The following is a 20414-nucleotide window of genomic DNA, read 5'->3' as shown; positions in this document are numbered from 1 at the left end:
CGGACTATTAAGTAATTGGGTCATTACTAGGGTTCTTTGCTCGATCGGCTTTTGCAAAGCACAATTAGCGTCGTTTGGGCGTGAAAATCGACACTACATTGCGTGACTCAAGTTCTTCGACGATTCGCGGAAAGAGGATTTCTCTCTCCATTTGAACAACTACGGGCTCCTCTTTCCGCCAACCACGACTCGAAATTTGGATCATCAGGCTCTTGTGTCTTTCTTGAGAGATCAATGAAAGGTCACGTGCACGCCTTACAATTGCTTGTATCGAAACGCCAGTCTTGGACTTGATCTTTGCAAACTGCGCCAAGGTGGTCGTTTCGGTGATTGAATCCGCGATTAGTTCCTGCGGCAGTAAGAAAGCACCTGCGAATTTGTGAGCTTCTGATTCTCGGACTGATTCTGTATTAGGCCGACGCAGAGCATGGAGAACAAGGTGCCCAAGCTCATGGGCAAGGGTGAAGCGGTGCCTGTCTCCAGACCGAGAAGGCGCGTATGCAGTTACCCGGATCCGGGGGTTCGGCTGCGGCGAAGAAACTCCCTCAAATTCATCGAGCGATAGCCCCTCAATTTTCAGGGGAGCCACAACTATCCCAGCACTCTCCATTGCCCTTGTTACATTTCCGACAGGCCCACCCCCGAGTCTAAGAGTGCTGCGAATACTGTCGGCAATTTTTGAAATCACCTCTAAAGAAAGCTCATCTTCCGACTCTGGACGCTCTATCGCAATGCCTGCCTGGGGAATTTGAAGTTGGGTTTGCTGGATCATTTCTTCTAGTTCAGCAAAGTGGGCACTAATCCTGTCTTGTAGTTTCGCAGGCATTTTCGTCCGGCGAAAATTTAAGGATGCCCGCCCATACATGTGGGCGGGGCGGCTGAAGTATTCTGCCGGCAATTCGAATTTCCGTGTAGCTTTTGCAAGAACTTGTACTGGAATCGGCTCTATACCTTGCTCCATCCGCGAAACATGGTATTGCGAAGAACCAATTACTTCAGCAAATTCAACTTGGGTAAGCCCCTCTCGTAGGCGTAACTGCTTGAGACGTCCTGGTCCATACTCGGGGGTGCCCATTACGATGTCCTATCTTTCTCTGCATCTTCATCTACAATGAACTGGAGGTCATTTTCGGTCGGGATAAACGCCTCGAGCTGTCCAAGCGATTGTCCGGCGACGCCAGAAGTCTTGAAACCATATTTAAAGCGCGCAGTAGCGACTGAATCTCCTTGAGCAGAGAAATACATCTTTAAATCCCATCGGACTTCATAGCCTACTTCACTATCGGTCGGCACCTGTTTCCAAGACCACGTGACTACCGCAAACTTGCTTGGAGATTTTGCGAACATGGAAATGATGTCGGAGTCTTCAAAGAGCGCAAACTGGGACGGTTCTTTGTCTAGTGCGCGCGCCGCTGGGCGTGGCTGGCTCAAGCTCTTGTCAAACGTCTTGTCAGAGCGAAGCACAATAGATACCCCAGGCGCCTTCAGCTTGATCGAAAGGCTTAAGGAAGAACGGGCTTCTTCGCAATCAACGATGGCTGGGCCGATCTGAACGTTGTCGTTTTCAAGGAAACAATCTTTCATTACTGTCGTACAGACCATTCCACTTCGATTTTCGCGGCCTTTACTCGGGAAAGCAGTAGCGGGAGAATTGTAGCGGTCCCAGCCGTTTTGAAGCCATTCGATCAGAGGAGGTACGAGATTCCGGAATAGTTGCTCGTCTGCGCTTTGGGAAATGTTTAACATGCCCCAATATTATAGCTCCCCAGGCTGGAAGGCAATAACATTGGGCTGAAATTAACACAGCAAGGCCGGAGACCTAAGCAGACGATGGCGGTGGGGTACTCCGATTCCTTACAAATCCCCCTCCCGTGGTCTTTCGAACTTCACTGCGCTCACCGAGTCGGGCCACGCAACCGGAACCATTCTGTTAACTCAACCTCAGTGAGACCTACTCATCGACAAGATTCTGACTGGGACCCCCTCCACAGAGCTTAGACCGACAAGGTTATGACTAAAATTTCATAAGCATAGCATTCAATTACTAACGGCCAGGAGCTTCATACGGCCCCAAGAACCGCGACCCATTCAAGTGCATCATATGGGTTGGTTCATCTGCTACCCACACTTCCGTTTCCCATGCCAAGTCCGCAATAAACTTACGCAGGGTTTTCTTGTCAGGAAAACAGCTTACGAGCACGAGTCCCGCAGATGAAGAACCGAAAAGATCGTGCAGCTCAAGGTAGCGCGAGTGGTCTACAGGGCCGTGGGTGCTTGCTGCTTCCATGAGAAATAGCCAGTTGCGCTTCTCATCAAAGACAATCAGATCGGGCATCTTGCCGTGCCTATCCAGAACTACCCCAAGCTGAGCTAGGGTTTCCGTGTCGTAGACGACATACTTGTCTCCAGCATCGCCAACATAAAGAATCTTTCCACCATCAATAAATTGCGGACAGAACTTCTCTATCATGTCCGCAATCAACGTGTTTTGACCTCCCGCCTGCAGCTTGATCTCCATGCCTGAAGGAAATACAACGTCAAAGGAACCGAGTTCTCGGGCTGCACTGTAGAGCTCTACTTGAGTTTGAGAGTTTTTCTTGTATGTGGCAACTGCTAAACCCCACTCAGCTGTTCCAAAAGTGTGGATTACCTCGAGCGCCGACTCGGAAATTTTGTAACAATTCTTCGAACTATTTGGTGGCCGCTTGGGATCATCGTCATTGTGAAGCGTGAAGCCTACTTCAGTGAATTGTTTGAGGACTTGTCTACGAATGGTCTCTCGGGTGTTTTCAGCTACCTGAAACTCAAGGTGCTCGCGGATCCAATCCATAATGGCACGAACACCCATCCGCGCATTGGTTGCTTTATCCCAAGTGGAGTCAGTGTCCAACGTAAGTCCACAGAGGGACAGTAAGGTGCGCTGGCTCATGATGTTGGTTTGCTTGGAAGTAAAACCAAAGGCTTCGAGGATTTGCTGAGCTTCTTCAAAAGTTGCCATGGTTAAAATCTAGTCGCCGAACACTTCGCAGACGGCCAAATCAGGCGCCAACCCTGTCTGCGCGAGTTCTACAAGCTGCGAGACGCTCGGGTAAGGCAAAAGCTTTAGATCGCCTGCGTTGACTTGCGTATGCCCTGAAAACACGCGGAAGAAGTTATCTACCCGGCTCGAGTTCAACCACAGCTCAAGTCCTTTCGCCAGATCAGGTTCAAGACCTTGCCCGCCGACATGGAAGAAATTCGTCTTATTATCGAACGCTGCGAACTCATCGCTGGAATAGACAGTGGCGGTGATACGACGCTTTTCTTCTTTAGCAGAAAAACGTTTGATCAGAACGTAACTTCCTGGAGGAACGAGCATCTTGTCAGATTCTTTCTCGGCCGTAACGTACCACTGCGGCTTCTTCAGTCCATCTCGGGGGTGGGTGACCGAGGCGGTTGTGAAGTTAGCCGGGTAAATCATAGGAACTGTTGAATCAGTTCGCTCGTTCACGAGCTTGTCGCGGGAACGGAAGTCGACCACGCGACCCGTGGACACAGTAAACGGCAACCTTTTTAGTTCGTAATCAGCATTCAGGTTCATCCAAGCAACAGCGTCGGCGTCTTTGTCAGTAGCAGGAACAAAGAGAACACCAGAGACGAGAATGCTTGACCAAGGCACGGTACGCGAGGCAATGTCATGCGCCTGAGAGCGAGAAACAGAAATAGTTACCTCGTCTGGGAAGGTGTCACACTTATCGGTACGGGTGATGATAGTTTCCTGTAACACGTTGGTATCTGCAAAAACCTCGCGGCGAGAGTCGAATGTATGAATGGCAGTGACACACCCGTCGTCGAACAAGAACTCACGGAACTTCGAAAAATAAGAGCCGTTGTACCAACTACGTGGGGTGATGGAAACCATGGCTCCACCGTCTTTGAGAAGAGTATGAGCCACAGCCATAAAACCTGCATACAAGTTCGGGGCGTGAATTCCTTCAGCTTTGAGCTGCAATGATTCGGCAGACTTAGCCGCAAGTTTAGCGTACGGCGGATTTTGAATACAGAAATCAAACGGATCTATAGATTCTCCACTATCAGCAAGCAAATTCAATTGGCTAGTTCCAAAGTCAAAGAAGCTAACGTTAAAAAGTTGGTAGGTCACCTGCGGGTAGGTGGCGGCAATGTCTTCGAGCGTCGCCGTTAGTTGTGGAAGCACTGCCACGTCCTTTTCGACCGCGACAACTTCAATACGCGCCCAGGGGGCTGTTTCAGCAATTTTCGACACGGCAGCTGCAGTGAGAATTCCTGAACCTGCGCCTGGGTCGAGAAGTCGAACTGTGTCAGAGCTAATTTTCTCGGTGACAAGCATGTCTGCCATCAGAGTTGCTACTTCAATAGGGGTGAAAAATTGCTCAGCCTCGTCGAGTTTGTCGCGCCCAATCGAGTCAAGCGCTTCGACGCGTCGTTGTTCGGACCGTGCCAATAGTTCTTCCGACAAGAAAGCCCCTTGAGATAGTACGTCACTGTAATCGGAAAACAAGTGTAGACGGAAGGACAGACGCTGAGAGCCTCGGTGCTCTTCCAACCAAGTACGATTCAATTGCCGCTGCATCTAATTGACAAACCCAATATCAAATCCACGATTTGATCCGCAAGAGGTGTGAACGAAGCACGAATATCGAAGAGCATTGTGACTCCTGCTATGATTTCTCCGGTTTGTTCAAAAGCAAACACATCGGGGACGAACACCGCAACTGAGTGCACCGGCATCGTCCCGCAACCAGGGAAACTTCATAGATAGGAAAGCCATGTTAGTTGGCCGTCTCCGCCGCATGCTCAATGCAGCGCTCGCACTGATCATCGTCCTCCTGCTCGTCTTTGGCGGCCTCTACTTTGGAGGCTACATCGGCAAGAAACAGCCGCCGATCGATTCCACCACCATCGCGGATTCCTTCGAGGACATGGCGGAACTGACCACCCAGAAGTACGCCTTCACCGACGTGGGCGAGCGCACCGATGAGGGCCGCAAGCTATTCGGATGGCACGTTCCGCTGTCCGGGAAGAACTTCCTCATTACGTTCTCCGGCACGGTGACCGCAGGCATCAGTGATCTCTCCGACGTCAAGGTGGACATCGACGACGCGAAACAAGAGGTCAGCGTCAAGCTGCCCGAGCCTCAGGTGCTCGACGCGCACATCGATCCTTCCTCCGTCGTTGTCTATGACCAGTCCTTCAACCCGTTCAACCCCAACTCCGTAGAGGACGTGACGTCCTTCTTGGCGGAAAAGACCAAGCACAACCGACAGTCTGCCATCGACAAGGGCCTTCTCGATCGCGCAAAGGAGCAGGCCTCCACGCTTGCTACGACGCACGTGGAAGCCGTGCTGCTCAACACGGACAAGAAGGACTACGCCATCAAGGTCAGCTTCAAATAGAGCCCATTAGCCCGCGTGGAGCAGGTGTATCTTAGGCAGCCTTAGGCAGCTGCACCTGGGGCAGCTGCGCTGCGAGACCTAGGACGGCTCGACTGGGTGCGCGATGACCTCATACTCGCGTTCCTTGAAGGTGAAGCTGCCCACCGAACGCCAGCCGGTCTTGCGGTGGGCCGCCATGGAGGCCTCGTTAGAGTGCTCCACAAAACCCACGGCCCAGAGGTACTTTCCGCTCTGCGCAGTCGCCCGGATGGACTCATCCTTCAACGTGCGCAGAATGCCACGGCCGCGGTAGTTCTCATCCACCACGCCGGGGCCGTAGAGGTAGAAATCCTCCAGGCCTGCCTCGCGGGCGGCAGCCACGGCCAGCGCCGGCGGGCCCTTTGGGAAGGTATCGGGCTCCGCGCTGAGGATGACGCCCACGCCGGTGTCACCAACAAGTGCCACGACGGATGCCGGGCCATCGACGCGCTGCTTGATCATCTCTGTATCAAGGTTGCCCTGCACAAAGCCGCTGCGCCGGCGCTGCTCCTCGGTGAGGTTATCGCGGGCATTGGACTGGAAGAGGGCCTGGACCCAAGGAGCGTCGTCAAGCACAAGGCGGCGCAACTCAAGGGGGCCGTCGGGATTCGTGTTTGGTTCGCTGGAGTCATCGTTGGGTGTACTCACGTGTGTATCGTTTCCTTCGCTCCGAAAAATGAAAAGGCCCCAGTCATTTGTGCATTGTTCTTTACGAAGCAAGAGGCCTGACCAGGGTTCGATCACGTTTCACTGTATGCCAAGGCCTACGTCGCGTCCACACCATGTGCAGAAGGTTTGCCTGAACTGGCTCAAGTACAGAAATGGCCAGGTTCGTCGTCGTAGAGTTGTACAGCAACGCAAGAAGAATATGGGAGCACAAAGGCAGGGCGATCTATGGCGATTTGGACCGTGTCCTGGGAAATCTACGAGGAACTTCGCACGTTGGACATCAGTGATCCATCGATCCCCGATCCCACCATTGCGAGCCGAAAGTTTCGCTTAGGACAGGCAACATCCTGGGCGCGTTGGGGAAGATCACAACAGGATCGCACCCAGATCACCGCGCGTAACGAAGCCGAGTTTCACGCGCTTGCGCCACTAACAACGTCAGTTGTCTTGCTTGGTGTGAACTGGGGCGCGACGCTACCGGACGAGGAAGTTCAAGACTGGCACAATTTTCATACCGCTGGTCATGCCGGTGATGCGCGGCTGTCAAAATCGATTCCGCCAGCTCTTGATGCACTTCCTCATGACTCTGGGCAGTCTGCTCCTGCGCCCTACATGACGGATGTGTTCAAACTCGTGCCTACTCGGAACGGTGTCGAGCTCCAACGACAGATCGCGGCTGACGCAGGCGTACATGACCACGTTGCGCGGTGCGCCGAGCTTTTACGAAGGGAGCTCGCTATTTGTACCCGCGGCAACGGAGGCGTCCCGCCTCTTCTTGTGGCTCTTGGAGGCCATGCCTACGAGTGGCTCACGGGTAAAAAGCGCACCAGCGGCCCCATCGCTGACGTGGTTGCGAGCGTGTTCGGTGGCGATACACCACGCATCGCGAAAATCAACCATGCATCAGCAAGTAGACCCGATGCTGAGCGGACAGCACAACTAATCACGGCTCTCCACGAACACCGCCAGTACTTAGGTAACTAGGTCTCCTACGAACATCACCACTTCAGCTCTTCGTGGATCAAAAAATGCTTCACAGACACTTTTTGATCCACGCTCAGCTCGTCCTGTGGCACGAAAAGTACTTTTAGGGCTGTTTGGCTTAGGATTCTTCGGCGTCGGTGGGTTCGGGGTGGGTGTTGGATGGAGGGTCGTCGTCAAGCTCGGCGTCAGCGTTGGTGGAGTCGGTGTCGGTGGACTCAGTATCGGGGTCGGTGGAGTCGGTGGTCTCCGTGCCCTTGCGCAGGGCCCGGGACTTCTCCTCCAGCTCCTGCTGGGCGCGCACCTGCGCCTCGGCGGCGGACTCGGAGCGCGGCGGGGCCTGGATGTAGCGCTCGGAACGCAGGCCCACCTGCAGCTCCTTGGCGCGCAGGACCTCGGCATCGAGCTTGATGCCCACGATGAGGGCGGAGTTCATGATCCACACCGCGATGAACATGGCCATCACCGTGGACAGCGCACCGTAGGCGCTGGCGGCGGCGTACACGCGCAGGAAGACGCTGAAGAGCAGCCACACCACGGCGATGGCAATGAGCGCGGTGATGGAGCCCAGCGTGGCCCAGCGGAAGCGGCGCGGGCGCACGTTCGGGGTGAAGTGGAAGAGGAGGGCAATGAGGGTAATGGCCAAGATGACCGTTACCGGGAAGCGGATCCAATTCCACACCGGCAGGAAGATCTGCAGCATGAAGTCCACGAAGCCTTGCAGCTGAAGCGGGCGGGCGACGGGTTTGAGGATGCCGGTGATGATGGTATCGCGAAGAATGTTGGCAAAAATGAGGCAGACCGCGCCGATGACCAAGACGATGGTGAGCACCCACATGATCGCCCACGTGCGGATGAGCCCGCGGCCCTCAGTGCGGCCATAGACCATGTTGGCCGTACGCGAGAACGCCCGCACATAGGCGGAGGCGGAAAACAGTGAGACCAGCACCGAAATGATCAGCGCCCACGTGCCCTCCGCAGTGGAGCCGATGATGGTCTCCACCAGGGACATCGCTTGCTCCTGCATGCGGGCGGGCACAAACTCGGTGACCACCTCCGAGACCAGCTCGTGCACCTCATCCTGCCGGGTGGCAAAGATGAGCGTGGCGATGGAATAGGCAGCCAGCACGGCCGGGGCGAAGGCCATGAGGGTGAAGTAGGTCATCGTCGCCGCGCGGTCCAGGAAGCTCTCATGCCAAAAATCAGTCCACGTGCGGCGAAGCACTAGGCCCCAAGAGGCCTTGCTCAGGCGGTTGCTGCGTTCAAGCGGGTTACGGCCATTATCGTCGATGCGCACAATCTTTGTGCTGTGGGCAGGGACGATGGTCTTCTCACTCATACTTTTCAGTCTAAATTAAGGCGTGGGTGATGGCCGGGAGGGTGGCTGCATGAATAACTGCGTGGTGGGGCCAGGGCACGTAGCCTGGGTGGCATGACTGAGAAATCTGCCAGTGCGAAATCCAACGTTGAATCCTTCGAACTCGACCACCGCAAGGTCAAGGCCCCCTACGTGCGCGTGGCGGGCCGCACCGACCTGGGCGGCGGCGTGGAAATCATCAAGTATGACCTGCGCTTCTGCCAGCCCAACAAGGAGCACTTGGAGATGCCCACGGTGCACTCCATCGAGCACATGATGGCCAACTTCATGCGCGAGTACACCGACAAGCTCATCGGCTTTGCACCCATGGGCTGCCAGACCGGCTTCTACGCCATCACCAACAACATGGAGCAGGACGAGCTGCTCTACGCCCTGGAAAAAGCCCTCAACGATATCCTCAACGCCACCGAGGTTCCGGCCGCCAACGAGCGCCAGTGCGGGTGGGGCGCTAGCCACTCCCTGGAGGGGGCGCAAGCTGCCGCGCGCGAGTACCTCGCTCACAAGGACGAGTGGCTCGACGTGCTCTAATCTGGGAGCAGTTCTCTCCCCTCTTCCCTAAGGAGCACTCACGTGACCGCTCCCCCGCCCCCTACTCAGAATCTGGGCCCCGACAATGCGGGTCCGCAGAATTCGGGCCCCCAGAATTCGGGCTCCGAGCCGCAGCCCAAGAAGCAAAATGTCTTGGGCCTCGTGGCGTTCATTGTGCTGATGATTGCCATGGGGGCCGCAGTAATCGGCATCAATGCTCAGGCCACCATCTTGCTCTTCATCGTGGCCCGCGTCATCGCGGTGGCGGGAATAGTGACAAAGAACAGCTCCCGCACCCTGCCGGTCACTGTGTTGATCATCGCGGTGATGTACCCGCTGGCCATGCTGTGGTCCGCCGTGTGGAACTTGGAGTTCGTCTCCACGGACAAGTCCTACGAGGACTACCCGCGGCCGACCCCGCAGAGCGAAATCCCCGAAGCGGAGAAAGCACCGCTGCACATCGGTGAGGCTTTTTCCACCGAGGACTGGTCCTACACCATCAACAGCGTGGACTTTGACCCCACCGAGGAAATCCTGGCCGCAGACCCCTCCAACACCCCGCCGGAGGAAGGTTGGAAGTACATCATGGTCAATATCACCGTTAAGCAGGCCTTGGATTCCCACGACTTTTCCTCCGCGCCCGGCTCCATTACCTACATCGAGCCAGACGGGGTGGTGATCAACCCCAACAGCCCGCCGCAGAAGCTTCCCAACGCCTTCGACGGAGCACCATATTTTGAGCCCGGGGAGAGCAGGACAGGAAATATCTTGTTTATGGTCAGCGCCGACGACCCCGCGCAGGGGCAGCTGGCGGTGGTGGCGGAGCGATTCGGCGCGCGCAGGCTCATTAATCTCAGCGAAGAAACGTTGATCTAGGTCTGTTGTTCTAGGTCAGTTCAGCTAAGACCAGGGGTCAAATCCTGGGTCCTGGGGCCCGCGATTGTTCCACAAGTGATGCCAGTCCCACGGCGGGGAGGGGTAGCCGCCTGAGCCGCGGGCGACGGCAATCACTTGTGCCACGACTCGGTCAAGGTAGTGCTCAATCGTGACGGCGGTGAAGTGAAGGGGGCGCCAGTGGCGCTGGACGGCGTCGTTAAGCTTGTGGCGATCCTTCTCAAAGTTCCGGCGGTTTTCGCCGTTGTGGTAGGCGTAACCATCGATTTCGATGGCCACCTGGTGCTCCGGAAGGACCACGTCCCAGCGATATGGGCCAATTTTGTAATTATTGCGCACGTCAAAGTGCTCCTGCAGAGCTCGGCTGAGAGCGCGCTCCCACAGGCTATCCGCCCCAATAATGGCACTATCCAACACTCGGCGGGTATGCGCAGACAACCGCGGAACATACATTTTCCACATGGCGAGCTGACGTGCGCCGTCGTTGCCCGTGAGGAATTTTTCCAAGAATTCAACGGCGTGCGCTTCTTCCATCCGCTCCAGCGCTTGTAACGGATTGCACAAGTTCATGCCATCCCACTGGAACACCCCTTTCGGCTTCGCGCGGCGAGTGTGAAAGTAAGGGTTGTGTTCTACCCCATTGGCGCGCATGAATTGGAGTGGGAAACTCAGGCCTTTACCTAGGTGGTATTGGGTGACTGTATAGCCGTCGAGTGCGCCGTCAGGCCAACGTTGGCCTAGGGCAACGGCAAGTTCTTCCGGCGTGGGTTGCGTGTCCACGTAGAAGCCATGGCAAATTTTGATGGCCTTGCCGGCAGCAACAAGTCTTCCTGGATTCTTGTCTTTGATGATCTCCACGGCTGCAGCCCCCCGATCTGAGTGCTGTGTGGTTGTGATGTGTGGGCGTGGCCTAAACGTAAAACGTGGCAGCGTTGCGCGCAATCGGAGCACTTCTTGATGACGCAACCGAGCGCTGTGGCGTCATACCAAACAAGCCCCCGAAAACCCGGCTTTCGAAGGCCTTGTGTGCAATGGGCCCACACGAGGCGGGGGTGGCGGCCGAGCGCGGGTGGGCAGCACCCGAGCGCGGGCTGGGAGCGCGGGTGGGCTGCACCCGAGCGCGGGGCGGGCAGGGCCAAGAGCGGGCGTGCGCCGGTTAAATCTCCACGCCCAGCCAAATGGGCTCCGGCACCAGCGTGACACCAAAGGCCTCCTGCACCCCGGCGCGGATCTCGCGGGCAAGGGCCACGATGTCATCGGCAGTGGCCTCGCCGCGGTTGGTCAGGGCCAGGGTGTGCTTGGTGGACAGCGTGGCGCGGGCACCGGACTCGGCGCCCGGGTAGCCCTTGACAAAGCCGGCGCGCTCAATGAGCCAGGCCGCGGAGAGTTTCTCCTGGGGGTGGGAATTCGGGCTTGAGGTATTGGAACTTGGGCTGCCCGGCCGCGGAGGCACGGGGTGACGGGGCATGGAATCGGCATCGGCGTCGCCACGGTAGGTGCGGACGGAGGATTGGATGGCGTCGGCAAGCGAGGCGTCCACGATGGGATTGGTAAAGAAGGAGCCGGCGGACCAGGTGTCATGATCGGAGGGGTCGAGCACCATGCCCTTGGAGCGGCGCAGGGCCAGGACCTTATCGCGCACCGCGGCCACGGGCAGGCGCTCACCGGGGTTCCGGGTGAGCTGGCCAAAGCGCAGGGGCTTCGAAAGCCCGTCGGTGCTCAGCTGCAGCTCGATGGCCAGTACCACGCCGCGGCCGGTGAACTTGAGGTTGGAGTAGCGGTAGGAAAGCTCCAACTCGGAGGCCGGAACCCAGGAGGCCTGCCGGGTGGACTTCTCGTAGAGGTAGACCCGCGTGAGCACGTCGGAGGTCTCCGCACCGTAGGCGCCGACGTTTTGGACGGGTACCGCGCCGGCGTCGCCGGGGATGCCGGAGAGGCACTCGATGCCGCCCAGGCCACACTGCACGGAGAGATCCACTACGTCGTCCCAGGTGGCGCCGGCCTCCGCGCGCAGCACGCCGCTGGCCACGGAGACGTCGATGTCCTCGAAGTCCAGGCGCACCACCACGACGTCGAGTTCGCCCTCAGCCACCACGAGGTTGGAGCCGCCGCCGAGCACCAGGTAGTCGGTGCCAGCCTCATCCAGGGCGCGCAGGGCGGCCACGGCGGACTCGGTGCTCGCGCAGTGCACCGTGGCGCGCGGGGTGCCGCCGATGCGCAGGGTGGTCATGTCGGCGAAGGAGGTCTGCGTGTCCACGGTCACGCCCTCGATTGCGGAAAGCGTCATAAATTCATCAAGCACGCCTACCAAGGTAGTCTGTTAGGCATGTCAACCCGTAGTGAAAACACCGTAACCATTAACCAGCCCATCGAGAAGGTGCACAAAGCCCTAAGCACCCAGGGCTACTGGGAGCTCATCGCCGCGAAGCTCTCCCCGGAACCGGGCTCCGTCCACGAGTTCACCGGCTCCACCGCCGTCCTCTTCGAGGTGCTGCCCACCTCCCTGCTGCCGGAGGCCGTGCGCGCCATGGTGTCCCAGGATCTCAAGGAGAAGCGCACCGTGACCATCGGTGAGCTGGCAGAGGGCTCCTTCACCAACTCCGTTGTTGCTGACGTCAAGGGCACCCCGGTGGACTTCACCGGCGAGGTCACCTACGTGGGCGAGGGCGAGAGCACCAAGGTCACCTACGTCACCGACGTCTCCGTCAAGATCCCGATGATGGGCGCTGCCATCGAGCCGAAGGTGGCCGAGGCCCTCGATGAGCTCTACACCAACGAGGCCAAGCTCACCGAAGAGTGGATCTCTGAGAACCTCTAAACCCCTGTTGTCCCTGTCCCTATCTCATGGCCGACCACGCTCATAACCTGCGGGCTCACGCGAGCGCTGGTCGGCCTTTTGGCGTCATCACCCGGGGAACCACCAACCAAAACCGGCTGCGTCGCTGCGACCGCTGGGTGGCCTCCCACCCGGAGATCACCTCGCTTCTGCGCAGCACGGCCAGCCCGCTGGCGCTCGACGTAGGCTACGGGGCCTCGCACACCACCACCGTGGAGTGGGCGCGCTGGCTGCGCGGGGTCAACCCGCACACCCGGGTCACCGGCTTGGAGATCAACCCCGAGCGCGTGCTGCCGCCGCGCGACGGCGTCACCTTCGAGCTCGGCGGCTTCGAACTGGCCGGCTACCGCCCGCAGCTGGTGCGGGCATTCAACGTGCTGCGCCAGTACGACGTAGACCAGGTGGCCGAGGCCTGGGAGGCCGTGACCTCCCGGCTGGCCCCCGGCGGCTTCTTCATCGAGGGCACGTGCGACGAGCTGGGCCGCCGCAGCGCCTGGGTGCTCCTCGATTCCTCCGGGCCGCGCACCCTCACCCTGGCCTGGGATCCCTTCGATGTGGAGCGCCCGAGTGACCTCGCCGAGCGCCTGCCCAAGGTGCTCATCCACCGCAACGTGCCCGGCGAGCCCATCCACGAGCTGCTGCGCGCGGCTGACGACGCCTGGGATCGCGCCGCCGGCTGGGCCCCTTACGGCCCGCGGGTGCGCTGGCGCAAGGCCCGGGAAGCACTCCCCCAGGCTCACCCGGTGCGCCGCCGATTAAGCGATAACACGCTCACGGTTGAGTGGAAGCTGCTGGGCCATCCTCTATAGGCTGGTGCGCATGGCTTCCCAGAAAACCGCCGCGAAGACGGCATGGAAAATTTTCGTCGGCGTGCTTGTCGCGCTGCTGTTGCTCATCCTGCTGGCCGAGTTTGGTCTGCGCTGGTTCATGGGCCAGCAGATGAAAGACCAGTTCGCCCAAGCCGCCAAGGAGGAGGGCATCGAGGTCACCGAGGATCCCAGCGTAAGCTTCGGCGCTACCCCCTTGATCTTTGGCATGCTGGGAGGCTCCATCCCGTACATGGAGATGCACTCCCCGTCCACGCTGCAGATCAACGGCACCGAGATCAAGGGCCAGCCGGCCTCTGATGTGACCATGGAGGACGTCTCCCTCTCCCAGGACAACCCCACCGCCGGCTCTATGGAGGCCACCACCACGGTGCCGGATGACTTCCTGCTGGCCACCTTCCAGCGCGGTATCGCGGAGAAGTCCGGCAACCAGGCCATCGGGGACTTGGTGGTCACGGCGATTACCGCCAACGATGAAGCGGACACCCTCGACGTCGAATTCGCCGGCGGCCTGGCCACACTCTCACTCAAGCCGGCGGTCAACGAGGGCCAGCTGCGCATCAACGCGCAGAGCGCCTCCCTCCTGGGCTTCGACCTACCGGAGCAAGTCACCGCCACGATTAGCGACGCCCTCGAATCCGGCATGTCCGATCAGCTCCTCGGCCAGGGCATGAAGGTAGAAAACGTGGACGTGCGCGCCGGCGAGCTGGCCATGACGATCAGCGCCGAGAACCTGCCGCTTAATCAGATGAGTGCCCTCGGACAATAGGAAGATGCGCACTAGGTAGACGGACAACGGGCAGGCTGCTGCCCAGGGCGCCCTCAGCGCCCTGGGCGTCCTGCGTCCCGGCCGGTGCGACGATGACGTCGTAGCCGGCCTTTTCCGCTACCTGGGCCTGCTGCGGCTGGGCGGTGATGAGCCCCAGGCGCACCGGCGGCGGGCAGGCCTCCCGGATGGTGATGAGCTCGGAGAGGAGCGAGGTAGCGCTGTCCAGCAGGGCGTCCACCGCCACCCACACCTCCGCCGCGCCGGACTGCACGGCCAGGCGCGCCTCGGAGGCCTTGATGAGGCTGTGGTGGCGGCCGGTGGGATAGCCGGCCACGGAGATGATGCGCTCCGCGCCTGCAGCCGCCGCCGCAGTGACATGGTGCGGGGAGACCACCACGGTGGCACCTGGGCAGCGCTCGCGCACCTGCTGCGCGGAAGCGTCGAGCAAGAATTCCATGAGTAGCGTGCCTTAGTAGCTGTAGTCACCCCGAATAATGGAGCGCAGCTGGGGGCGCACGTCGAACCAGTAGATGCCGGTGATCACCGCACCCACCCAGGAGAGGATGGGGACGGGGATGTTCATCACCAACGCGGAGCCCGCCAGAAGCCCCACCCACACCCACTTGGCCTGGCGGTCCCCGGCGCGGAAGGCGTCCTCGCGCGTGGTGGCCGCGAGGATGGCGCCGATCACCGCGAAGATGGAGACGGCCATCATCGTCCAGTGCGGGATGTGGGAAAGTACGTACAGAAACTGCTGCATGTCGGGTGCTAGTTGTCCTTATCTGCGCTCTCGTGCTGTGCGCCCTCTGCCTGAGCGCTTCCTGCCTGAGTGTCTGCTGCCTGCGTGTCTTCGGAGACTACTTCGCCGTCGATGATGGGGGCCTCCTCAGCCTTGGGCTGGTAGGGGTTCGGCGCCTGCGGAGTCTGCGCGGCAGTGGTGCCCTGCGGGGACTCGGCGCCTTCCTTGCGCTGGTTGGCGCGCTCCTTGGCGGAGTTCACGGCCTCCTGCATGCCCTCACGGGACTCGGCCACGGCGGAGTTGAAGTCCGCGCGTGCCTTGTCAAAGGCCTCGGACTTGCGGGTGCCCTCGGCGGCGGCGCTCACGGAGTCACCGAGGTTCTTCGCGGTGGCGGAGATGCGGTCCAGGAGGGACTCCTCCTTCTCGGCGCCGCCGTTGTTGCGCACGATGCGGTCTGCCTGCGCGCTCTGCGCCTGGTTCTGGCGCTCTTCCTTAAAGCGGTCACCAAAGTCCTTGGCCACATCCAGGGCGGAGGCACCGGCGTTCTTGATGGAATCGAATACGGACATGCTCGTCACTCCTTAGCAAAGCGCCTGCGCGCTTGTGTGTGGGGATTGTTAAAGGCCAAAAAGCAGATGGTTCACAGTGTAGATAACCAATCCGGCCAGCGCACCCACCACAGTGCCGTTGAGGCGAATGAACTGCAGGTCCTTGCCCACCATGAGCTCGATTTCTTGGGAGGCCTGCTTGGCGTCCCAGTTCTTGATGGTCTCCGGAATGATGGCGATGATCTCCGGGGCGAACTTCTCCACCGCGTAGCGCGCAGCCTTGTCCACGAACTCGTTGGCCTGGGCCAGGAACTCCTCGTCCTCCAGCAGGCGGTGGGCCAGCTCCTCCACCTTGCCGGCGATCTTCATCCGCAGGAAGGACTCCGGATCCTCCAGCTGATCGATGAGCGTGGTGGACACCGTGCGCCACATGGCTGCCGGCGCCTGCTGCGCTTGATCAGATCCGAGCATCTCCTGCTTGATGCCCTCGACGCGCGCCCGCATGTCCGGGTCCCACTGCAGGTCCGCGGCCAGCTTGGCCAGGTTGCGGCGGATGGCCAGGCGGGCCTCGTGGTTGCCGTTGGCGCGTACCTCGTCGGCGAAGGCCACCAGCTCGCGGTAGACCTTCTCCCCCACCAGTTCGCGGGCAAATCGCGGCGCCCAGCCGGGCATGCGCTCGTCGATGGTGGTGACCACGGCCTCTTCCATCGTGAGGATCTTGCCGTGCGCCCAGTTGATGAGGTCATCCTCCAGCGGGCGGGCTTTGCCGTCGTTGATGTAGCCCTCCAGCAGCCGGCCCAGCGGCGGGCCCCATTCCGGCTCCGCCAGACGGTCCACCACCTGGGTCTTGATGAAGTTTTCCGCCTCCTGCGGGTCGAGGTCACGCACCACGCTGGCGGCGCGCACGCCGATCCACTCGCTGACCTCCGCGGCCCGGCCGGGCTCCACCCCCTGCTTGGCCAGCCACAGCGGCAGCTCCGCGTCCCGGATCTTCGCGCTGAGCGCGTCCGGGGTGAGGAAGTTCTTTTCCACGAAGTCACTTAGGGTATCGCCCACCCGGTCCTTGTTGTTGGGGATGAGCGCGGTATGCGGAATGGGGATGCCCATGGGGTGGCGGAAGAGCGCGGTCACGGCGAACCAGTCCGCCAGGCCACCCACCATTCCTGCCTCGGCTGCGGCGCGCACGTAGCCCACCCACACCGGGGCCCCGCTTGGCGATGCCTGCCACCACGAGCACCCCAGAAAGATCACCGCCGCACCGATGAGGAAGGACAAGGCGATACCCTTCCAGCGGCGCAGCGTGGCGCGGCGCTCTTCGTCATTACCGGCCGTGGGGAATGCGGCCAACGAGGAGCTGTGCTCTGCGGGCGCGTCCGCGCGGTGCGTCATGGGGTTCTCCTTGAAGTGTTGCAACCAGAAGTGATGCGAAAGCCTTACTCTGCAACGCTAGAGCATGGGCGATCATTTCTGGCAATAGGCATTGCATACCCATTGAAACAGAACCCCAGTTTTGGCCTCGTACGAGCTACTTCCCCTTATTGCGCACGCTGAGGAATACTAGCCATACCACACCGATTACGAGCACCGCGGTGCTCAGCCCTACACCTACCGACGCATAGGTTTCCTTGACGTTCTCCCAGTAAGCACCGCTCTTAAACAGTGGCGCTACGATGACGCAGTAGGCTGCTATGCCCAATAAAACCGAAACGACACTTCGAATAACAGACTTCGGATCATTAAACTTGCTCATCTGATCTATCCTTTTCTTCTCTCAGGTGAATCCACCTTCTGGCTCGAGTCATATGGGAAATCGGCCATGACTTGTGAAAGCTCTTCCCTAAGGCAGCTCTAGCAAGCGTGCCCATCAATATCCATCGCGTCTTCAGCACCTGCTGCTCCTAGACCACATGCAAAGCCACCAGGGACCGAGACAACCCCCAACGCTCCACAAGCAAGTCCTGCTGCCACGCGCCAAGTCCACTTTGCAGTAGTGCCCTGCCAGCAGCCGTAGGGAACAAATACATCGTCTTTAAACGTAGTCAAGAGGTTGCCATCTTCATATGCGAACTGCCCTTGCACCTCAGAGCCCCCGACATTCATTACTGGGGCAACAAACTCGCCCAGCACGCTGCCATCTGCTTGCCGCACAGTGGCTACCTGGGCGTCGTCGGAGATCTCCACTGTGTCTCCCTTGGCCAGCTCCAACTTATTCGCTAGCGTATTGTCCCCTCCTTCGCCATTGTCTTTCGTGACAATTTTTCGGACGATACCGTCAGCACCTACAGCCAAAACCTTTTCCTTTGAGAAACGATTCCCGCCCGCGATGTCAGTAGTTGCCGAATCTACGCTCCCTGCACCATGCTCTGATGCAGCTGCAACAGGCGCGAACAGACCTGACAACGCCATCACTACAGCTGCCGTGCCTGCACTCACACGTCCGATCTTCATTTCTCCCCTTAGCAATCAACATTTCTCGGGGTTCTTTTTATCCCCGACAAACCCCAGGGTATTTAAAAAGCGCTCTACCCCCCCTTTTATAACGAAATACCCTTTCGTACACACCCTAACTGGGGCTTTTTATTATTTAATGCAGCCGCCGTAAGCAGAAAAATCCGTGAGAACTAAAAACTAAGCAGCAGGTAACGAGTACAAATTCACGTCGCACCGCGATTCACTCCCGCAGCTTAGGCTAATTTTAACCTGCTTACGGCCTTATCTTTTTTGGGCGCCCTTTCGGCGCCGCCAGTCCCAGCTCTTTACGGATCTGTCTGATCCGCACCTGCGAAAGGCCGCATTCAGCCGCCAACGCCCTCGTAGAAGGGTCGGGCACCCCCCTTGCTCTGGCATCGAGGATAAGCATTTGCACAAAAGCCTTTACCAAGGACGCATCGCGTGCTCTGGCCCGATTTGCGGCGGCTAACTTCTTACGCTGCGCTTTTGCATACTCCCCTTGGGGATCATCTCGCCATCGCCGTGAGGCTTCTTGCCCGCCTTTGCGCCCTGCAATCGCCTTCCGACTCCCGGCCCCTTCCGTAGGGGTCTCTCGATGCCTGTCCATACCCGGTAGCTTAGCCCCGCTTAGTCAGCACAATCACATAGAAGGGAGGGCAGAGCAACAGCCCTACCCTCCTTGTCTCATACCCGGAGTCACTCTCTTTAGCGCTTGTTATCGCGAGTGGCCATGTAAAGCAGGCCACCGATGACCGCAGCGTTCTTCACAAACTGCAGCTTCTGATCGTTCTTCTCCTGCTCATCGTCCTTGTCCCAGAAGTTGTGGCCCACGAGGGTGGTCGGAACCAGGGAGCCCACCAGGCCAGCGGCGCTGAGCTTGGGGAAGATGCCCAGGGCCAGCGTGGTGCCCAGACCCATCTGGGCGTAGGCGTTGAGCTTGACCAGGCTCTCACCGGCAACGGGAAGGGAGCCAAGGCCGGCCTTCTTGGCGGCGGCCTCCGTCATGCCGCCCAGGCCCTCCGCGTAGCCCAGTGCGTTCTTGGCACCAACGATGAACAGCGGCAGGATAGCGGCACGGCCAGCCAGGGAGCCGACCTTGGACAGAGTGGACTGCTCGGGCTTCTTCTTGAAAATGGACAGCATGTGAATTCCTCCTATTTTGGTGATATGTCAACCACTCTAGTGGCTGGCACTTCCACCGGCAAGGATATGCGCACGCGCAGCATCGCGCGCGCCAAGCAAAATCCCCTGCTAGCTTGAGAAGTAGCTTCAGCTTTACGCTGCATTGTTCATACAATATCGTTCAAACAATGCTCCCTCGACAGGACGGAGTCCCCACCATGAAGGTTCTCATCACTGGCGCGGCCGGATTCATCGGCGCCGCCGTGGCCCAAGAACTCAGCTCCCGCGGCCACGAGGTGGTGGGCCTTGGCCGCCACGCCCACGAAGAGCAGAACATCTTTGCCGCCGACGTAAGCAAGCCCGGCGCCGGCGCGGAGCACTTCCAGGACGTCGACGCCGTGGTGCACACCGCCGCGATGGTCTCCTACGCCATGTCCCACGAGGAGGCCTTCCGGGTCAACGTCCAGGGCACCAAGAGCATTCTCGATACCGCCCGGGCCGCAGGCGTCAAGCGCTTTGTTCATATCTCCTCCGTGGTGGTCTACCCCGATGTACCCGAGCAGCTCGATGAGGACTCCCCCATCCGCACCAACGGCGTGGCCTACATGGACACCAAGGTGCTCTCAGAGATTCCCGTCTACCACGCCATGATCAAGGGTGACATCGAGGGAGTCATCATCCGCCCCGGTGATGTCTACGGCCCGCGCTCGCGGCCCTGGACCCAGCTGCCCTACGAGGCCATGAAGAAGAAGATGTTTGCTCTGCCCATGTGGGGCAAGGGGCACTTCACACCCATCTTCATCGATGATCTCGCCCGCGGCATCGCCTCCGCCGTGGAGACGCCTGCGGCCGCCGGTGAGATCTTCAATCTCACGGACGGCACCGTGGTGACCTGCAAGGAGTTCTTCCGCACGCTGGCCACGTACACCAAGACCGGCTCCTTCCCCGTACTACCCAGCGCCGCGGCCATTGGTGCATCGGGGATCATCTCCGCTGTCTCCTCGCTCCGCGGCGAAAGCACCGAGACCAACCCCAACACCATGCACTACCTCATGCGGCGCACCGGCGGCTACAGCATTGCCAAGGCCCGCAGAATTCTAGGATTCGAGCCGCGTGTGTGCCTGAACGAGGGCCAGCGCCGCGCCGCCGAGTGGTGCCTCCAGCAGGATTAACTGGGGCGCCGCCTGCAACGTGGGGAGCGGCGCTGCTGGGGGCGTCGCCAAGCGCGGCGCCCCCTGGG

At 59.4% G+C, this 20414-nt stretch carries 23 protein-coding genes; 8 read left to right on the top strand and 15 right to left on the bottom strand.

What is annotated here, in order from left to right:
* Positions 1-64: 64 nt before the first annotated feature.
* The 4 genes from Q4E25_RS04705 to Q4E25_RS04690 all read right to left on the bottom strand — a co-directional run bounded on the left by Q4E25_RS04705 (position 65) and on the right by Q4E25_RS04690 (position 4477).
* Complete coding sequence (locus Q4E25_RS04705; protein WP_303154592.1) at positions 65-1075, bottom strand: ImmA/IrrE family metallo-endopeptidase; 1011 nt, start codon at positions 1073-1075, stop codon at positions 65-67.
* Positions 1075-1746, bottom strand: coding sequence for a hypothetical protein (locus Q4E25_RS04700; protein WP_303154590.1), 672 nt, complete (start codon positions 1744-1746; stop codon positions 1075-1077). Before Q4E25_RS04700 ends, Q4E25_RS04705 begins: the two co-directional genes overlap by 1 nt.
* Before the next feature lie 298 nt (positions 1747-2044).
* Entirely contained in the window at positions 2045-2998 is a 954-nt protein-coding gene (locus tag Q4E25_RS04695; RefSeq protein ID WP_303154587.1) for a BsuBI/PstI family type II restriction endonuclease, read from the bottom strand.
* Positions 2999-3007: 9 nt separating this feature from the next.
* Positions 3008-4477 (bottom strand): Eco57I restriction-modification methylase domain-containing protein, encoded by a 1470-nt coding sequence (locus tag Q4E25_RS04690; RefSeq protein WP_303154585.1) that lies wholly within the window; start codon positions 4475-4477, stop codon positions 3008-3010.
* Positions 4478-4787: 310 nt separating this feature from the next.
* On the opposite strand from Q4E25_RS04690, the gene Q4E25_RS04685 reads away from it, so the two are divergent.
* Positions 4788-5414 (top strand): DUF4230 domain-containing protein, encoded by a 627-nt coding sequence (locus Q4E25_RS04685; RefSeq protein WP_303154583.1) that lies wholly within the window; start codon positions 4788-4790, stop codon positions 5412-5414.
* Between the two features lie 78 nt (positions 5415-5492).
* Here Q4E25_RS04685 and Q4E25_RS04680 read toward each other — a convergent pair whose 3' ends face one another.
* On the bottom strand, positions 5493-6080 hold the full coding sequence (locus Q4E25_RS04680) for a GNAT family N-acetyltransferase (protein WP_303154581.1): 588 nt from the start codon (positions 6078-6080) through the stop codon (positions 5493-5495).
* Positions 6081-6326: 246 nt separating this feature from the next.
* Between Q4E25_RS04680 and Q4E25_RS04675 the strand changes: the two genes are divergently transcribed.
* The gene (locus Q4E25_RS04675) at positions 6327-7085 is read left to right on the top strand and encodes a hypothetical protein (protein ID WP_303154580.1); all 759 of its coding nucleotides are present in this window, start codon (positions 6327-6329) and stop codon (positions 7083-7085) included.
* A gap of 118 nt (positions 7086-7203) precedes the next feature.
* Here Q4E25_RS04675 and Q4E25_RS04670 read toward each other — a convergent pair whose 3' ends face one another.
* Complete coding sequence (locus Q4E25_RS04670) at positions 7204-8421, bottom strand: YihY/virulence factor BrkB family protein (RefSeq protein ID WP_303154578.1); 1218 nt, start codon at positions 8419-8421, stop codon at positions 7204-7206.
* A gap of 93 nt (positions 8422-8514) precedes the next feature.
* Between Q4E25_RS04670 and Q4E25_RS04665 the strand changes: the two genes are divergently transcribed.
* A complete protein-coding gene (locus Q4E25_RS04665) occupies positions 8515-8988 on the top strand; it encodes an S-ribosylhomocysteine lyase (RefSeq protein WP_303154574.1) in 474 nt (157 codons plus the stop codon).
* 42 nt (positions 8989-9030) lie between these two features.
* Positions 9031-9864, top strand: a complete 834-nt coding sequence (locus tag Q4E25_RS04660) for a hypothetical protein (protein ID WP_303154572.1) — start codon at positions 9031-9033, stop codon at positions 9862-9864.
* Positions 9865-9888: 24 nt separating this feature from the next.
* On the opposite strand, the gene Q4E25_RS04655 is transcribed toward Q4E25_RS04660, so the two are convergent.
* Both Q4E25_RS04655 and Q4E25_RS04650 read right to left on the bottom strand, forming a co-directional pair.
* Positions 9889-10740: an endonuclease domain-containing protein gene (locus Q4E25_RS04655; protein ID WP_303154569.1), complete on the bottom strand. Its 852-nt coding sequence runs from the start codon at positions 10738-10740 to the stop codon at positions 9889-9891.
* 298 nt (positions 10741-11038) lie between these two features.
* A complete protein-coding gene (locus tag Q4E25_RS04650) occupies positions 11039-12169 on the bottom strand; it encodes a UDP-N-acetylmuramate dehydrogenase (RefSeq protein WP_303154632.1) in 1131 nt (376 codons plus the stop codon).
* 39 nt (positions 12170-12208) lie between these two features.
* On the opposite strand from Q4E25_RS04650, the gene Q4E25_RS04645 reads away from it, so the two are divergent.
* Genes Q4E25_RS04645 through Q4E25_RS04635 form a run of 3 tightly spaced genes read left to right on the top strand, consistent with a single transcriptional unit; the run spans position 12209 to position 14314 of the window.
* On the top strand, positions 12209-12700 hold the full coding sequence (locus tag Q4E25_RS04645; RefSeq protein ID WP_303154566.1) for a DUF2505 domain-containing protein: 492 nt from the start codon (positions 12209-12211) through the stop codon (positions 12698-12700).
* A 26-nt stretch (positions 12701-12726) separates the two neighbouring features.
* Positions 12727-13527 (top strand): class I SAM-dependent methyltransferase, encoded by an 801-nt coding sequence (locus Q4E25_RS04640; protein WP_303154563.1) that lies wholly within the window; start codon positions 12727-12729, stop codon positions 13525-13527.
* 10 nt (positions 13528-13537) lie between these two features.
* Positions 13538-14314, top strand: a complete 777-nt coding sequence (locus Q4E25_RS04635) for a DUF2993 domain-containing protein (RefSeq protein WP_303154561.1) — start codon at positions 13538-13540, stop codon at positions 14312-14314.
* Here the strand turns inward: Q4E25_RS04635 and Q4E25_RS04630 are convergent.
* The 7 genes from Q4E25_RS04630 to Q4E25_RS04600 all read right to left on the bottom strand — a co-directional run bounded on the left by Q4E25_RS04630 (position 14286) and on the right by Q4E25_RS04600 (position 19195).
* Positions 14286-14771 carry a deoxyribose-phosphate aldolase gene (locus tag Q4E25_RS04630; RefSeq protein ID WP_303154560.1) on the bottom strand — a complete coding sequence of 162 codons (486 nt, stop codon included), beginning with the start codon at positions 14769-14771 and terminating at the stop codon, positions 14286-14288. The two genes, Q4E25_RS04635 and Q4E25_RS04630, sit on opposite strands and share 29 nt — an antisense overlap.
* A 12-nt stretch (positions 14772-14783) precedes the next feature.
* Complete coding sequence (locus Q4E25_RS04625; RefSeq protein ID WP_303154558.1) at positions 14784-15074, bottom strand: DUF2516 family protein; 291 nt, start codon at positions 15072-15074, stop codon at positions 14784-14786.
* A gap of 8 nt (positions 15075-15082) precedes the next feature.
* Positions 15083-15622 carry a CGLAU_01105 family protein gene (locus Q4E25_RS04620; protein WP_303154557.1) on the bottom strand — a complete coding sequence of 180 codons (540 nt, stop codon included), beginning with the start codon at positions 15620-15622 and terminating at the stop codon, positions 15083-15085.
* A gap of 48 nt (positions 15623-15670) precedes the next feature.
* Positions 15671-16990 (bottom strand): DUF445 domain-containing protein, encoded by a 1320-nt coding sequence (locus Q4E25_RS04615; RefSeq protein WP_303154555.1) that lies wholly within the window; start codon positions 16988-16990, stop codon positions 15671-15673.
* 136 nt (positions 16991-17126) lie between these two features.
* Positions 17127-17351, bottom strand: coding sequence for a hypothetical protein (locus Q4E25_RS04610; protein WP_303154553.1), 225 nt, complete (start codon positions 17349-17351; stop codon positions 17127-17129).
* 98 nt (positions 17352-17449) lie between these two features.
* Positions 17450-18049: a hypothetical protein gene (locus Q4E25_RS04605; protein ID WP_303154551.1), complete on the bottom strand. Its 600-nt coding sequence runs from the start codon at positions 18047-18049 to the stop codon at positions 17450-17452.
* A 708-nt stretch (positions 18050-18757) separates the two neighbouring features.
* A complete protein-coding gene (locus Q4E25_RS04600) occupies positions 18758-19195 on the bottom strand; it encodes a DoxX family protein (protein ID WP_303154549.1) in 438 nt (145 codons plus the stop codon).
* A 197-nt stretch (positions 19196-19392) separates the two neighbouring features.
* On the opposite strand from Q4E25_RS04600, the gene Q4E25_RS04595 reads away from it, so the two are divergent.
* A complete protein-coding gene (locus tag Q4E25_RS04595; protein ID WP_303154547.1) occupies positions 19393-20346 on the top strand; it encodes an NAD(P)-dependent oxidoreductase in 954 nt (317 codons plus the stop codon).
* Positions 20347-20414 lie beyond the last annotated feature (68 nt).

It is taken from the genome of Corynebacterium sp. (assembly GCF_030532325.1).
Classification (GTDB): Bacteria; Actinomycetota; Actinomycetes; order Mycobacteriales; family Mycobacteriaceae; genus Corynebacterium.
The sequence above is the reverse complement of the archived record's forward strand: the minus strand, read 5'-3'. Positions and strand labels throughout refer to the sequence as shown.

What these genes read in the sequence shown, in the direction of transcription:
- Q4E25_RS04595 (WP_303154547.1), top strand. Translation starts at nt 19,393, where the DNA reads ATGAAGGTTCTCATCACTGGCGCGGCCGGATTCATCGGCGCCGCCGTG.
- Q4E25_RS04615 (WP_303154555.1), bottom strand. Translation starts at nt 16,990, where the DNA reads ATGACGCACCGCGCGGACGCGCCCGCAGAGCACAGCTCCTCGTTGGCC.
- Q4E25_RS04645 (WP_303154566.1), top strand. Translation starts at nt 12,209, where the DNA reads ATGTCAACCCGTAGTGAAAACACCGTAACCATTAACCAGCCCATCGAG.
- Q4E25_RS04670 (WP_303154578.1), bottom strand. Translation starts at nt 8,421, where the DNA reads ATGAGTGAGAAGACCATCGTCCCTGCCCACAGCACAAAGATTGTGCGC.
- Q4E25_RS04675 (WP_303154580.1), top strand. Translation starts at nt 6,327, where the DNA reads ATGGCGATTTGGACCGTGTCCTGGGAAATCTACGAGGAACTTCGCACG.
- Q4E25_RS04705 (WP_303154592.1), bottom strand. Translation starts at nt 1,075, where the DNA reads ATGGGCACCCCCGAGTATGGACCAGGACGTCTCAAGCAGTTACGCCTA.
- Q4E25_RS04640 (WP_303154563.1), top strand. Translation starts at nt 12,727, where the DNA reads ATGGCCGACCACGCTCATAACCTGCGGGCTCACGCGAGCGCTGGTCGG.
- Q4E25_RS04625 (WP_303154558.1), bottom strand. Translation starts at nt 15,074, where the DNA reads ATGCAGCAGTTTCTGTACGTACTTTCCCACATCCCGCACTGGACGATG.
- Q4E25_RS04605 (WP_303154551.1), bottom strand. Translation starts at nt 18,049, where the DNA reads ATGAAGATCGGACGTGTGAGTGCAGGCACGGCAGCTGTAGTGATGGCG.
- Q4E25_RS04685 (WP_303154583.1), top strand. Translation starts at nt 4,788, where the DNA reads ATGTTAGTTGGCCGTCTCCGCCGCATGCTCAATGCAGCGCTCGCACTG.
- Q4E25_RS04700 (WP_303154590.1), bottom strand. Translation starts at nt 1,746, where the DNA reads ATGTTAAACATTTCCCAAAGCGCAGACGAGCAACTATTCCGGAATCTC.
- Q4E25_RS04630 (WP_303154560.1), bottom strand. Translation starts at nt 14,771, where the DNA reads ATGGAATTCTTGCTCGACGCTTCCGCGCAGCAGGTGCGCGAGCGCTGC.
- Q4E25_RS04695 (WP_303154587.1), bottom strand. Translation starts at nt 2,998, where the DNA reads ATGGCAACTTTTGAAGAAGCTCAGCAAATCCTCGAAGCCTTTGGTTTT.
- Q4E25_RS04610 (WP_303154553.1), bottom strand. Translation starts at nt 17,351, where the DNA reads ATGAGCAAGTTTAATGATCCGAAGTCTGTTATTCGAAGTGTCGTTTCG.
- Q4E25_RS04600 (WP_303154549.1), bottom strand. Translation starts at nt 19,195, where the DNA reads ATGCTGTCCATTTTCAAGAAGAAGCCCGAGCAGTCCACTCTGTCCAAG.
- Q4E25_RS04650 (WP_303154632.1), bottom strand. Translation starts at nt 12,169, where the DNA reads ATGACGCTTTCCGCAATCGAGGGCGTGACCGTGGACACGCAGACCTCC.
- Q4E25_RS04620 (WP_303154557.1), bottom strand. Translation starts at nt 15,622, where the DNA reads ATGTCCGTATTCGATTCCATCAAGAACGCCGGTGCCTCCGCCCTGGAT.
- Q4E25_RS04665 (WP_303154574.1), top strand. Translation starts at nt 8,515, where the DNA reads ATGACTGAGAAATCTGCCAGTGCGAAATCCAACGTTGAATCCTTCGAA.
- Q4E25_RS04635 (WP_303154561.1), top strand. Translation starts at nt 13,538, where the DNA reads ATGGCTTCCCAGAAAACCGCCGCGAAGACGGCATGGAAAATTTTCGTC.